This is a genomic window from Nonomuraea sp. NPDC059194, from assembly GCF_042754765.1.
Taxonomy (GTDB): domain Bacteria; phylum Actinomycetota; class Actinomycetes; order Streptosporangiales; family Streptosporangiaceae; genus Nonomuraea.
In genome coordinates this window covers 80,126-93,277 of sequence record NZ_JBHZBH010000023.1, presented here as the reverse complement: position 1 = coordinate 93,277, position 13,152 = coordinate 80,126, and the positions used below count along the sequence as shown (strand labels likewise).

The 13,152-nt window shown below is 69.0% G+C and carries 7 protein-coding genes, 1 tRNA gene and 1 pseudogene; 7 read left to right on the top strand and 2 right to left on the bottom strand.

Annotated features, from left to right (window positions below):
* The first annotated feature begins 132 nt into the window (after nucleotides 1-132).
* Nucleotides 133-1,224, top strand: coding sequence for a DNA-methyltransferase (locus ACFXJ8_RS26430; protein ID WP_379646644.1), 1,092 nt, complete (start codon nucleotides 133-135; stop codon nucleotides 1,222-1,224).
* 199 nt (nucleotides 1,225-1,423) lie between these two features.
* Nucleotides 1,424-2,524 (top strand): annotated as a pseudogene (locus ACFXJ8_RS26425) (recombinase family protein); the annotation flags it as partial.
* Nucleotides 2,525-3,058: 534 nt separating this feature from the next.
* Here ACFXJ8_RS26425 and ACFXJ8_RS26420 read toward each other — a convergent pair.
* Nucleotides 3,059-3,144: transfer RNA gene (locus tag ACFXJ8_RS26420), tRNA-Leu, on the bottom strand.
* A gap of 108 nt (nucleotides 3,145-3,252) precedes the next feature.
* Here ACFXJ8_RS26420 and ACFXJ8_RS26415 point away from each other — a divergent pair.
* The 3 genes from ACFXJ8_RS26415 (at nucleotide 3,253) to ACFXJ8_RS26405 (ending at nucleotide 7,363) form a co-directional block, all read left to right on the top strand.
* The gene (locus tag ACFXJ8_RS26415) at nucleotides 3,253-4,527 is read left to right on the top strand and encodes a M20/M25/M40 family metallo-hydrolase (RefSeq protein ID WP_379646643.1); all 1,275 of its coding nucleotides are present in this window, start codon (nucleotides 3,253-3,255) and stop codon (nucleotides 4,525-4,527) included.
* A 160-nt stretch (nucleotides 4,528-4,687) separates the two neighbouring features.
* Nucleotides 4,688-5,218 (top strand): hypothetical protein, encoded by a 531-nt coding sequence (locus tag ACFXJ8_RS26410; RefSeq protein ID WP_379646642.1) that lies wholly within the window; start codon nucleotides 4,688-4,690, stop codon nucleotides 5,216-5,218.
* A 183-nt stretch (nucleotides 5,219-5,401) separates the two neighbouring features.
* Nucleotides 5,402-7,363 (top strand): chaplin family protein, encoded by a 1,962-nt coding sequence (locus tag ACFXJ8_RS26405; RefSeq protein ID WP_379646641.1) that lies wholly within the window; start codon nucleotides 5,402-5,404, stop codon nucleotides 7,361-7,363.
* Nucleotides 7,364-7,548: 185 nt separating this feature from the next.
* On the opposite strand, the gene ACFXJ8_RS26400 is transcribed toward ACFXJ8_RS26405, so the two are convergent.
* Nucleotides 7,549-7,716: a DUF5703 family protein gene (locus ACFXJ8_RS26400; protein ID WP_379573043.1), complete on the bottom strand. Its 168-nt coding sequence runs from the start codon at nucleotides 7,714-7,716 to the stop codon at nucleotides 7,549-7,551.
* A 195-nt stretch (nucleotides 7,717-7,911) separates the two neighbouring features.
* On the opposite strand from ACFXJ8_RS26400, the gene topA reads away from it, so the two are divergent.
* Entirely contained in the window at nucleotides 7,912-10,587 is a 2,676-nt protein-coding gene (gene topA, locus ACFXJ8_RS26395; protein ID WP_379646640.1) for a type I DNA topoisomerase, read from the top strand.
* Between the two features lie 673 nt (nucleotides 10,588-11,260).
* Nucleotides 11,261-13,144: a dTMP kinase gene (gene tmk / locus ACFXJ8_RS26390; RefSeq protein WP_379646639.1), complete on the top strand. Its 1,884-nt coding sequence runs from the start codon at nucleotides 11,261-11,263 to the stop codon at nucleotides 13,142-13,144.
* Nucleotides 13,145-13,152 lie beyond the last annotated feature (8 nt).

Sequence of the window (13,152 nt, the reverse complement as noted above, 5' to 3'; positions counted from 1 at the left end):
AACTCACTGGAAGAGCCATCCGCCAGAGCTGCGCCAGCGAGCCGCCAAAGATCATCGTTCGACTGGAGATGCGCCTCATTCGGGTTGTGACCCGGTCAGGCGCTGCGGATCTGAGGCCCGCCCCATCTGGCGATGACGACTCTGCTCAACGCCAACACCGATCACGCCGCCTGCACGGCCGGCGCCATCTCCGCACCGGAGGTGCGCACCGTGAGGCAGCCCTACTGGACCACCCCCACGACGACCCTCTACCTCGGTGACGCCCGCGAGGTCCTAGCCGAGCTGCCCGCAGCCTCGGTCGACTGCATCGTCACCAGCCCGCCCTACTACGGTCTGCGCGACTATGGCGTGATCGGTCAGTACGGGCAGGAGCCGACACCCACGGAGTACATCGAAACCCTCCGTGCGACGTTCGCCGAAGCCAGGCGCGTCCTGGCCGACGACGGCACGCTCTGGCTGAACCTCGGCGACTGCTATGCGGCCAACTCCGACGGCTGGTCACGCGGCAACGGCTACAACGAACGGCAGCCAGGGGTCCGGCCCCGCTCGCGCCTGGTGCTGCCGCCGAAGAACCTGCTCGGCATGCCGTGGCGGGTCGCCTTCGCTCTGCAGGAGAACGGCTGGATCTTGCGGAATGCGATCGTGTGGCACAAGCCGAACGCGATGCCGCAGTCCGTGCTCGACAGGGTCTCCACCCGGCACGAAATGATCTTCCTGCTGGTCAAGCAACGCCGCTACTGGTTCGACCTGGATGCCATCCGCGAGCCGTACACCGGAGACCGTCCGCTGCCGCGCCGCACCCGGACTGGCGGCAACAAGCCCAACACGATCAAGACCCCCTGGCCGCCCGACGGCAAGTATCAGACCGACCAGGAAGCCTTCTGCGGCAAGAACCACGGCACGGCCATGCTCGCCTCCGGGCGGCGGCATACCGCGGCACACGAGCGCGGCAGGAACCCTGGCGACGTCTGGTCCATTTCCACCCGACCACTGAAGGTGGCACACTTCGCTGCCTTCCCCATCGACATCCCGCTCCGGGCGATTGCCGCCGGCTGCCGCCCCGGCGGCACCGTCCTCGACCCCTTTGCCGGAGCGGCAACGACGGCGGTTGCCGCACGGCAGCTCGACCGGCGCTTCGTCGGCATCGAGCTGAACGAGGCGTTTTGCGATCTCGCTCGGGCGCGCGTCATTGCCACTGTGGCAGAAGAGCCCGACGGTGACTGAACAGCCACAAAGGGCCTGCTCAGGGCCTCCCAAAACGGCCGAGGAGACGTACGCTGCAGGGCCCGGATCGGCAAGCGGCAAGGCGGAATTGCGGGTGTTGCCGCCCATCGATCCGCCTGACCTGACCCCGGGAGTGGCTGTCGTCCTCCTGCGGATCTTGCTCAAGGCCTACGAACGGATCAATCAAGAGGAGTGACGGGTGACCGAGCTGGCGTTTTGGGGCCGATGCTCCACAGAGGATCGGCAGGACCCCGAGGCATCGCGGGCGTGGCAACTCAACAGGGCCAAGGCGCTCGTAGAACCTCGGGGTGGCCAGATCGTGGCGGAGTTCTTCGACGTCGACAAGTCGCGCTCGATCCCGCCCGCCAGACGGCCCCAGGCTGCCCGCCTGCTCAGCCAGCTCGCCGACCCCGGCCGTGGATTCGGCGCGGTCGTGGTCGGCGAACCGCAGCGAGCCTTCTACGGTAACCAGTTCGGGTTGACCTTTCCGCTCTTCGAGCACTACGGCGTGTCGCTGTGGGTGCCCGAAGTCGGTGGACCGATCGACCCGGCCAACGAGGCACATGAGCTGATCATGTCGATGTTCGGCGGGATCAGTAAGGGCGAGCGCAACCGCATCAAGGTGCGCGTTCGCTCGTCCATGGCCGCTCTCGCCCAGATGGAGGGCCGGTTCCTGGGCGGACGCCCGCCTTACGGCTACCGACTGGTCGACGTCGGGCCGCATCCCAACCCCGCCAAGGCCGCTGACGGCAAACGACTGCGCAGACTCGATCCTGACCCCCTGACATCAGCGGTGATCCAGCGCATCTTTCTGGAGTTCCTGAGTGGCAAGGGCCTGCTCGCCATCGCCGAGGGCCTGACTCGTGACGGCATCCCATGCCCGTCGGCCTACGACCGCGCAAGGAACCCGCACCGCAGCGGGATCGCCTGGTCCAAGGGAGCTGTCCGCGCGATCCTGCTCAACCCGCGCTACACCGGCCGCCAGGTCTGGAACCGCCAGCACAAGGACGAAGTCCTGATCGACGTCAACGACGTCGGGCTCGGCCACATGACCAAGCTGCGCTGGAACGACCCCACCCGCTGGATCTGGTCAGAACAGCCCGCACACGAGCCACTCGTCGACGACGAGGTCTTCGCTCAAGTGCAGGCTCTCCTTGCAGCACCTCAACAAGGGCGGAAGCCACGCAGCAGTCCCCGCCCTTACATCTTCCGTGGACGCCTCTTCTGCGGCCTGTGCGAGAGGCGCATGCAGGGAAGCTGGAACAACGGCAAGCCCCACTACCGCTGTGTCTTCGCGCGTGAGTACGCCCAGGCGAACAGCCTCGACCATCCACGTGCGGTCTACATCCGCGAGGAGTTGATCGTCGGCCCCTTGGACGACTGGCTCGGGCTGCTCTTCGACCCGGAGCGCTTGCCGGACACCATCCGCGCCATGGCCAGCGCTCAGACGGCCGACGACCATCGGCTCGCCATGATGGAGGCCACGCGCCAGGCCGTAACGGACTGCGAGCGCAAGCTGGCCTCCTACCGGGCGCTCATCGATGCGGGGAGCGACCCGGCGGTCGTCGCCGGCTGGATCAGCGAAACCGAAGCGAAGCGGAAGGTCGAGCAGATGCGCTTGGACCAGCTCGTCAGCACCATCCCCAAGAAACTCACGGAGGAGGAGATCGCTGCTATGACAGCCGCTCTGGGGAACCTGCGCCGCGCGTTCCGTGGTGCCGACCCGCTGGACAAAGCCGCGATCTACGAGCAGCTCGACCTGCGCCTGACCTACGAACCAGCCCAGAACGCAGTGATCGCCCGAGCTGAGCTCGGGCGATCATGTAGCAAATTGTGTCCGAGGGGGGACTTGAACCCCCATGCCCCGCAAAGGGCACTAGCACCTCAAGCTAGCGCGTCTGCCTATTCCGCCACCCGGACTTGGTGCCTGCACGCGGGACCGTCATCCCGCGTCGGCTCAGTAAGGTTAGCAAACTCTGCGGGGTGCGTCATACCGTGTTTCCTCGAGACCCGATCGAAGGAGCTCGCATGACCGCGCTCACCGGCGAAGACGAGGTAGCAGACCTCTGCCGCGACCTGATCCGCATCGACTCGAGGAACGCCGGCGACAACGCGGGCCCGGGTGAGCGCAAGGCCGCGGAGTACGTGGCGGAGAAGCTCACCGAGGTGGGCCTGGACGCGCTGATCCTCGAGAGCGACGACCGCAGGGCCAACGTGGTCGCCCGCATCGAGGGCGAGGATCCGAGCAGGGGCGCGTTGCTGCTGCACGGGCATCTGGACGTGGTGCCGTTCGACGCGGACGACTGGCGGCACCACCCGCTGTCGGGTGAGATCGCCGACGGCTGCGTGTGGGGCAGGGGCGCGGTCGACATGAAGGACATGGACGCGATGATCCTGGCCGTGGCCAGGCAGCGCGTGCGGGAGCGGCGCAGGCCGCCGCGCGACGTGGTGCTGATGTTCACCGCCGACGAGGAGGCGGGCGGCGCCTACGGGGCCAAGTGGCTGGTCGACAACCATGCGGGGCTGTTCGAGGGGGTCACGGAGGCGATCGGGGAGGTCGGCGGGTTCAGCGTGTCGCTGGGCGACAGGCGGGTCTACCTCATCGAGGCCGCGGAGAAGGGCATGGCGTGGATGCGGCTGACGGCCAAGGGCCGCGCGGGCCACGGTTCGATGCTCAACGCCGACAACGCCGTCACCGAGCTCGCCGAGGCGGTCGGGCGCGTCGGCCGCCATGAGTGGCCGGTACGGCTGACGCCGACCGTGAAGCGCCTCCTGGAGGAGCTGGAGATCGGCCCAGACGACGTCGACAAGCTGGGCCCGCTCGCTCGCATGATCGGCGCGGCGCTCCGTAACACCGCCAATCCGACGATGCTCCAGGGCGGCTACAAGGCCAACGTGATCCCGCAGAACGCGCAGGCGGTGGTGGACGGGCGGTTCCTGCCCGGGTTCGAGGAGGAGTACTTCGCCACGATCGACGAGCTGCTCGGGCCGAACGTGTCGAGGGAGTTCGTGCAACACCAGGTGGCGCTGGAGTTCCCGTTCGAGGGGCCGCTGGTGTCGGCGATGGCCGAGGCGCTGCTGGCGGAGGACCCGGCCGCGAAGGCCGTGCCGTACACACTCTCCGGGGGCACGGACCTGAAGGCTTTCAGCAGGCTGGGAATCACCGGGTACGGCTTCGCGCCGCTGCGGCTGCCGGCAGACCTGGACTTTTCAGGGATGTTCCATGGGGTGGACGAGCGGGTGCCGGTCGATTCGCTCCGGTTTGGGGTCCGGGTGCTTGACCGATTCCTTGGACTCTGCTGAAAAGCCTTTGCGACCACCTTGCGTGCTGCTACGGTTACGGACCGTTGAGGGGTGAGTCTGCGGACTGACCTCGCAGAGTCGGTTCTGGAGCTCGGGAGGTCGTCACGTGGCACGCATGCCGGTGCAGCAGTGGAGGGCGCACGCCCTTCATGCTCGGCGCGTGCCCGTGACCGTTTCCGAAGAGCGTGCGACCACCGATCGGGCCGCCCGGATGGCGCGGTTCGCGGCCGGCGCCCGCTCGGTCATCGCACGAGCGCTGACGGTAGGCGGCCTGCTGGTCGCCGGTTGGCTGCTCGCCATGCTCTTCGGGCTGCTCTCAGCCGCTCCGGCGGCCGCGGAGACCACCGCGGCGACAGGAGCCGACACCTCTCAAGCCGCCGCCGGGTTCCCCTCGGCGAGCGGCGCCGCCTTGGTGACGGACAACGCCGAGGCCATGGCCGGAGCTGAAGTCGACGGGCTGACCAGCCAGTCGAAGCCCGGCTTCCCCGCACCTTCCACCGCGGAAAAGAGCATGGGCGCCAACGGCTTGGCCCCCAACAGCGGTGGCAACGGCCCGTTCGGGCCAAGCATGGGGGACCTCGCGCGGTGCTTCTTCGACCCGCGTGAGACGGCTCAGCGCGCCCCCTTGGCGTGCGTGCTGCCCCCGGTCTTCCGCACAGCGGCGGACGACCCTTCTTTCTCCCCTGACTGAATCCGCTCGAGAGCTGGAGTGTGGGCCGAGTCCCCTCCGCTGAGCGTGTGATTTCACCCGTCAGATCTGGTTCGCGAATTCTCCGAGGTCTCCGCTGCGCGCGGTCGTTCGTCGACCTCGCTCGGCCTCGGCTGCCCGCGAACTGTCAGGTACATCCCCCCAAGAACCACAAGGAGCATTCATATGCGTACGTGGGCCAAGGCGTCGACTCCCGGGGCTCTGCTCGCGGTGGCCGTCCTGTCCTTCGGCGGCGGTACGGCCGTCGCCGACACCTCCGGAGACAACTCCATCGGTGGCGGCAACCAGGTCAACCTGCCGATCTCCCTTCCCGTCGACATCAGCGGCAACTCGCTCGGCGTGGCCGGCGACTCCAACGCCAGCTCCCAGGGCGGCGCGTCGGTCGAGAACGTCGGCAACACCAGCATCCCCAACAAGACGTCGGGCAACAGCAGCATCCTGGGCGGCAACCAGGTCAACGCGCCGATCAGCGCGCCGATCAACGCCTGTGGCAACGCGGTGTCGCTGTTCGGCAGCTCCGAGGCCGGCTGCAAGGGCGGCGCCTCGGTCAAGAACGCCGGCAAGGGCGGCGCGGGCGGCAACCGGACCTCCGGCGACAGCAGCATCCTCGGCGGCAACCAGATCACGGCGCCGATCAGCGCCCCGATCAACGCCTGCGGCAACGCGGTGGCCATCTTCGGTGATGCCACCGCGGGCTGCAAGGGCGGCGCCTCCGTCAAGAACGTCGGCAAGGGCGCCGGTGGCAACACCACCTCGGGCCGCAGTTCGGTGCTCGGCGGCAACCAGGTGATCGCGCCGATCAGCGGCCCGATCAACGTCTGCGGCAACGCGATCGCCGTCTTCGGCCAGGCGTTCGCCGGGTGCAAGGGCGGTTCGAGCGTCACCAACGGTCCGGGCAAGCCGGGCCACGGCTACCACCGCACGCCGGGCCGTCCCGGCTCCTCCGGCAACGACACCGACGGGCGCTTCAGCGCCGGCAGCGGCAACCAGGTCGTCGCCCCGATCAGCCTGCCCATCACCGCCTGCGGCAACGCGGTGGGCAACGCTTCGGCGGGATGCAGGGGCGGCAGCTCGGTCGAGAACACCGCCGCGGGCAGCGGCGCAGGCGGCAACACCACCTCGGGCAGGTCGGGCGTGCTGTCAGGCAACCAGGTGATCGCGCCGATCACGGCTCCCGTCAACGTCTGCGGCAACGCGGTCGCCGCCTTCGGCCGGGCCTTCGCCGGGTGCAAGGGCGGCGCATCGGTGAAGAACGGCGGCAGGGGCGCGGGTGGCAACACCACCTCCGGCAGGTCGGGCGTGCTGTCCGGCAACCAGGTCGTGGCCCCGATCACCGCGCCGATCAACGCCTGTGGCAACGCCGTGGCGGCGCTGGGCCTCGCGGAGGCTCACTGCAGGGGCGGCGCGTCCGTCTCCCAGAAGAACGGCATCGGCGGTGGCGGCAACACCACCTCCGGCAGGTCCGGCATCCTGGCGGGCAACCAGGTGATCGCGCCGATCACCGCTCCCGTCAACGTCTGCGGCAACGCGGTGGCCGTTCTCGGCGACGCCGCGGCGGGCTGCCTCGGTGGCGCCAGGGTCGGCAAGCCGGTCCACGAGCACTCCGACGCCTTCGACCGGTGGGCGCGCACCAGCGGCAGGTTCACTGGCGCCAAGACCAGCGGTCTGCTTCCCGCGCTCCCTGTCGTGCCCGCCATGGCCGGGGTGAAGGATGTGGGTAACGTCACCCACCAGATGGGCGGCTCCGGCCTGCCCGCCCTGCCGTTGGTGGGCGACCTGGCCGGCACGCTCGGCCTGCCCGAGCTTCCTGCTCTGCCCGGCCTGCCCGGCCAGCCCGCCACCCCCGCTTCACCCGCCCAGCACCAGGGCGTTCCCGCGGGCAACGGCCCGGCTGCGGCGCTCGGCCCCGCGACCTCGCTGGTCGCCTCCACCCCGGTCGGTGGGGCTGTCGGCTCCGCCACCAGCGCGCTGCCCGTCGGCGACCTCGGCCTGATGAGCGCCGCCCAGCCGTCCGGCGTCACGGGGATGACCTCCAACTCGCTGCTCGCGCTGGTCATGGGCGCCATGTTCGCCGCCTCGGCCACGCTGTTCGCGACCACCCGCCGTATCCGTTTCGGCAAGAAGTAACCAAATCACCACCCGCCGCAGGCGGGTGGGCGCACTGCCCGCTCCCACGCCAGGGAGCGGGCACGGCCCGTTGCCCCTGGTGGGGCACATGATGCTTTGTCCGCCCTCGTCGACATGCGAGCGGGCAAAGGTAAAGACGCTTTGCCCGTTCCAGGGGGCGCGGCCCTGGGACGGGCAAAGCCATGTCACAAGGTGCTGCGGACCCGGATAACCTTGCGACGGAGCCGTACGTGCCGGCTGCCATCGGGGTGCAGCCGCACTCGGGCGAGCTCCCACTGCCCGTATTCGGCATGTTCGGTCAGCAGCTGACGTGCGGCTTCGCGTGAAGTGTCGCGGGGGATATAGACATCCATGTAGGAGTAGGCCAGCACAGCGATTAGTCTCCAGGGTGAGTTAGGGAGCAACGGCACTCACTCGGCCTTATTCTGCGTCCTTGAGTGAGACGGTGACCCCCGGGGGAAGGAAAATCCTCCGACACGGGTTACCTTTCAGATCTGTGCCCGCTCCCAGCAGGGGGATAGCAAGCGAACAGCGAGGTAGGAAGCAGCGTGCCAGCCAACAACGGCAGCGCCGGCGGAAATCGCCTGGTGATCGTCGAGTCGCCGGCCAAGGCGAAGACGATCGCGGGCTACCTTGGGCGCGGTTACATCGTCGAATCGAGCATCGGTCATATCCGTGACCTGCCTGAGAAGGCGGATGACATCCCTGAGAAGTACAAGGGGCAGGCGTGGGCACGCCTCGGCGTCAACGTCGATCACGAATTCGAGCCGCTCTACGTCGTCAATCCCGACAAGAAGGCTCAGGTCAGCAAGCTGAAGCAGCTGCTGAAGGACGCCGACGAGCTCTACCTCGCCACTGACGAGGACCGCGAGGGCGAGGCCATCGCGTGGCACCTGCGCGAGGTGCTCAAGCCGAAGGTGCCCGTGCACCGCATGGTCTTCCACGAGATCACCCCGCAGGCGATCCGCGACGCGGTGGCCAACCCGCGCGACCTCAACCTGCGGCTGGTCGACGCGCAGGAGACGCGGCGCATCCTCGACCGCCTATACGGCTACGAGGTCAGCCCCGTGCTGTGGAAGAAGGTCAAGCCCCGCCTGTCCGCCGGCCGCGTGCAGTCGGTGGCCACGCGCCTGGTGGTGGAGCGCGAGCGCGACCGGATGGCGTTCACCGCCGCCCACTACTGGGACCTTTCCGCGCTGTTCGACTCGGGCAAGCCGGAGGAGACGCCGCGCGACTTCACCGCCACGCTGACCGGCGTCGAAGGCAAGCGCGTCGCGCAGGGCCGTGACTTCGGGCCCGACGGGCAGCTCAAGAACGCGAGCGTCCTCCACCTGTCCGAGCAGGCCGCCGCCGAGCTGGCCGTACGGCTGCGCACGGCGTCGTTCGCCGTCCAGTCGGTGGAGCGCAAGCCGTACACCCGCAAGCCGTACGCGCCGTTCAGGACGACCACGCTGCAGCAGGAGGCCAGCAGGAAGCTGGGCTTCTCCGCGAAGTACACGATGCAGGTGGCGCAGCGGCTGTACGAGAACGGTTTCATCACCTACATGCGTACCGACAGCATCACGCTGTCGGAGACAGCCGTCGCGGCCGCCAGGTCACAGGCCATCAAGCTGTACGGCTCGGCGTACGTGCCCGACAAGCCGCGCGTCTACGCCAGCAAGGTGAAGAACGCCCAGGAGGCGCACGAGGCGATCAGGCCTTCGGGCGAGGAGTTCCGCACGCCGGGCGAGACCGGGCTGAGCGGCGACATGTTCCGCCTGTACGAGCTGATCTGGCAGCGCACCGTCGCCTCCCAGATGAAGGACGCCGTCGGCGAGTCGGTCACCGTGAAGGTGGCGGGCGGGGGCGCGGAGTTCACCGCGACCGGCCGGACGATCACCTTCTACGGCTTCCTGAAGGCCTACGTCGAGAGCGCCGACGACCCGTCGACCGACCGCGACGACTCCGAGAAGCGGCTGCCGAACCTGGCGGAGGGCGACGCGCTCGGTCTGACCAGGCTCGACGTCTCCGGCCACTCGACCAAGCCGCCCGCCCGCTACACCGAGGCGTCGCTGGTCAAGGAGCTGGAGGATCGCGAGATCGGCCGTCCCTCGACGTACGCGTCGATCATCGGCACGATCCTCGACAGGGGCTACGTCTTCAAGAAGGGCACCGCGCTGGTGCCCTCCTTCCTCGCCTTCGCCGTGGTCAACCTGCTGGAGCAGCACTTCGGCAACCTCGTCGACTACGACTTCACCGCGGAGATGGAGAAGGTCCTCGACGACATCGCCAACGACAGGGCCGAACGCGTTCCTGAGCTGCAGCGCTTCTACTTCGGCCACGACGGCGACGAGGGCCTGAAGGAGATGGTCACCGACCTCGGCGAGATCGACGCCAAGGAGATCAGCTCCTTCCCGATCAGGGACAGCGACATCGTGATCAGGGTGGGCCGCTACGGGCCCTACCTCGACCGCGAGGGCGTCCGCGTCAACATCCCCGAGGACATGACGCCCGACGAGCTGACCGCGGCGAAGGCCGAGGAGCTGTTCGCCAGGCCGACGGGCGACCGCGAGCTCGGTCGCGACCCGGTGAGCGGCAACATGATCGTCGCCAAGGACGGCCGCTTCGGGCCGTACGTCACGGAGGTCCTGCCCGAGGCGGCCCCCGACGAGACCAAGAAGCGCACCAAGAAGGCCGACGCGCCCAAGCCGCGGACCAGTTCGCTGTTCAAGTCGATGTCGCTGGACACGATCACGCTGGACGACGCGCTCAAGCTGCTGTCGATCCCGCGCGTGGTCGGCGAGATCGACGGCGAGGAGGTCACCGCGCAGAACGGCAAGTTCGGGCCGTACATCAAGAAGGGCACCGACTCGCGGTCGATCGGGTCGGAGGACGACCTGTTCACGATCACGATCGAGCAGGCCAAGGAGCTGTTCGCGCAGCCCAAGCAGCGCGGTCGCCGTACGGCTGCCGCCGCGCCGCTGCGCGAGCTGGGTGAGGACCCCAACTCCAAGAAGCCGGTCGTGGTCAAGGAAGGCCGTTTCGGGCCTTACGTCACCGATGGTGAGACCAACGCCTCGCTCCGCAAGGGCGACACGGTCGAGGACATCACCATCGAGCGGGCCGCCGAACTGCTGGCCGAACGGCGTGAGCGGGCGCCCGCGCCGAAGAAGGCGCCGGCGAAGAAGCCGGCGGCGAAGAAGGCGACCACGACGACGCGGAAGAAGCCCGCTGCCAAATCGTGACCGGTTAATTGTCGGTCACGGACCGTAAGCTGACGGGGTGATCTGGCAGCCGGTCATCAGGACGCTCCCGACCGGGCGTGGCGCACGCCATGCCCGGTTCGTGGCGTCATCCTTGCTGGGCTTGGTCACCTGCCTGGTTCGCCTGGTCTCCTGCCCGGCTCGCGGACGACTTCGGGCGTGGCGCGCGCTTCCTCTCGGGCACCTGCCGACAACCGCCCTGCCGGTCGTCCTGCTTTCGCTTCCCTCGAAAGAACGCCCGTCCGTCCCCCTTTCGATTCCTCCAGAAGAACGCCCGCCGGTGACCACGGGTGGGGCCGTGCTGGTGGTCGCTGGGTGGCAGTGCTCGGGGTTGTCGTCGGGGTGGAGACGCTCGCCCGTCGCGCCGTCTCGCTTCTTCCAGAAGACGCCCGCGATCACGGATCAGGCCGCACCGGTGGTCGCGGGGCGGCGGCCCTCCACGGGGTCTATCGGAAGGACGGGCATCCGGCCGCCGGCCGTCAGGCATCTCGGGGGCGGGCGGGGCGAGGGAAACCGCTGGTGCCGGTGGGCCCGTACGACGAGATCTCCCTGGTCCAACTTGCCTCCGTGACGAGTTCACAGGTATTACCCTCAGGCCACGTACAGCCGGGCATAGCAGACTCCCGCCCTCAACCCCCCTGGATACGCTGACACCATGACCATCCGCAGACCGGTCCACGTGCTGGACATCTCCCCTTTCCGCAGGCTGTGGATGGCCATGTCCGCGAGCAGCCTGGGCGACTGGCTCACCCTGCTGGCCCTCAGCGCACTGGCCGCGCAGCTCACCGCCCCTCACGGATACCAGGCCCAGGCGGCGGCCGTCGGCGGCGTGTTCCTCGCCAAGCTGCTGCCCGCGCTCCTACTCGGCCCGCTGGCAGGCCCGCTCACCGCCAGGCTCGACCGGCGTGTGACGATGCTCGCCGCCGACCTGGCCAGGTTCGCGCTGGTGGCCTCGGTGCCGCTGATCGGCCTCTACCAGTGGCTGGTGGTCGCGGCGCTCCTGATCGAGTGCGCGGCCCTGTTGTGGGCGCCCGCGAGAAGCGCAACGGTGCCCGCGCTGGTGCCCAAGGAGCGGCTGGAGGAGGCCGCCAGGCTCGGCGTCCTCGTGACGTACGGCACCGCGTCCGTCGCCGCGCTGCTGTTCACAGTCCTGACGATGGCGGGGCAGTGGATGGTCGCGGGAGGCGCGCTCGCCTACCTGGTGTCGGCCGTGCTGGTGTTCACGTTGCGCGGCCTGCCCAGGCGTGGCGGGGCGGCCTCGACGCCTTCGGTGCTCGAAGGCTGGCGAGCCTCGGGCCGCGACAGGGTGGCGCGCGGGGTGCGCGCGGGCCTGCTGGCCACGGTCGCCGCGGGTGGCGCGCTCATCGGCGTCAGCGTGCTGAGCGGCCCGGTGGCCTACGGGGTGGTGTTCGGCGCGCTGTTCGTGGGCGTCGCGGTCGGCCTGTTCTTCGGCCCTCGGGTGCTGACGCGGTTGTCGCGGCTGCGGTTGTTCGGCGTCGCGGTCGTCGCCGTGGGCGCGGCGCTGGTGGTGATCGCGCTCGTCCGCGACCAGTCCGTGGTGGTCATGCTCACCGTGGTGCTCGGTCTGTGCGCTGGTGTGGCGTGGCGGGTCGGCCTCGACGTCCTCGACGGCTCGTCCGTGGAGCCCGTCGCCAGGGTCACACTGCTGTTCGCGGCCGCCGTGGTCGCTCCCGCGGCGGGCCTGGCGGGTGGCGCCCTGCTGGCCCTGCTCGCCATGGGCGGCCTGATGACGGTGGTCGGCGCACTGGCGTTGCGGCGGGTGGACGACAGGAAGGGTGTGTCACTGTCGGAGGACATGCTCGCCGCGCTGCGCGGCGAGAGCTACGCACCGGGGGATGTGGACGAAGTGCCTGGGGTGTTCATCGCCTTTGAGGGCGGAGAGGGTTCGGGCAAGACCACGCAGTCGAGGCTGCTGGCGATCTGGCTGCGCGACCAGGGGTTCGACGTGGTGCAGACGAGAGAGCCGGGCTCGACCAAGGTCGGCATGCGGCTGCGCGCGATTCTGCTCGACGCGGCGGAGAAGGGGCTGTCGGCCAGGGCGGAGGCGCTGATGTACGCCGCCGACAGGGCCGAACACGTGGAGAAGGTGATCAGACCGGCGCTGGAGAGGGGAGCGCTGGTGATCACCGATCGCTACGTCGACTCCTCGCTCGCCTATCAGGGGGCGGGCAGGGCGCTCGACCCCGGCGAGGTGTCCGAGGTCAACGCCTGGGCGACGAGCGGGCTGGTGCCGCACCTGACCGTGCTGATCGACACGCCGCCGTCGGTGGGGCTGACCAGGCTCGGCGGCGCGGCCGACCGCATCGAGGCGGAGCCGATGGCGTTTCACGAGCGGGTGCGCAAGGAGTTCCGCGCGCTCGCCGGGGCCGCTCCCGAACGCTATCTAGTGGTCGACGGCACGCTACCGCTGGACGAGATCAGCAGAGCCGTACAAGACAGGGTTCGGGAGCTTCTGCCCGATCCGGTGCCGAGTGAGTCCGAGGACGTCACCGGCACGATGCCCGCCATCCGCGACTAACCTTGACC

Bases quoted from the DNA above. Each gene is read 5' to 3' on its own strand.
- ACFXJ8_RS26400 (WP_379573043.1), bottom strand. From the start codon at position 7,716: ATGGATGTCTATATCCCCCGCGACACTTCACGCGAAGCCGCACGTCAG.
- tmk (WP_379646639.1), top strand. From the start codon at position 11,261: ATGACCATCCGCAGACCGGTCCACGTGCTGGACATCTCCCCTTTCCGC.
- ACFXJ8_RS26405 (WP_379646641.1), top strand. From the start codon at position 5,402: ATGCGTACGTGGGCCAAGGCGTCGACTCCCGGGGCTCTGCTCGCGGTG.
- ACFXJ8_RS26415 (WP_379646643.1), top strand. From the start codon at position 3,253: ATGACCGCGCTCACCGGCGAAGACGAGGTAGCAGACCTCTGCCGCGAC.
- ACFXJ8_RS26430 (WP_379646644.1), top strand. From the start codon at position 133: ATGACGACTCTGCTCAACGCCAACACCGATCACGCCGCCTGCACGGCC.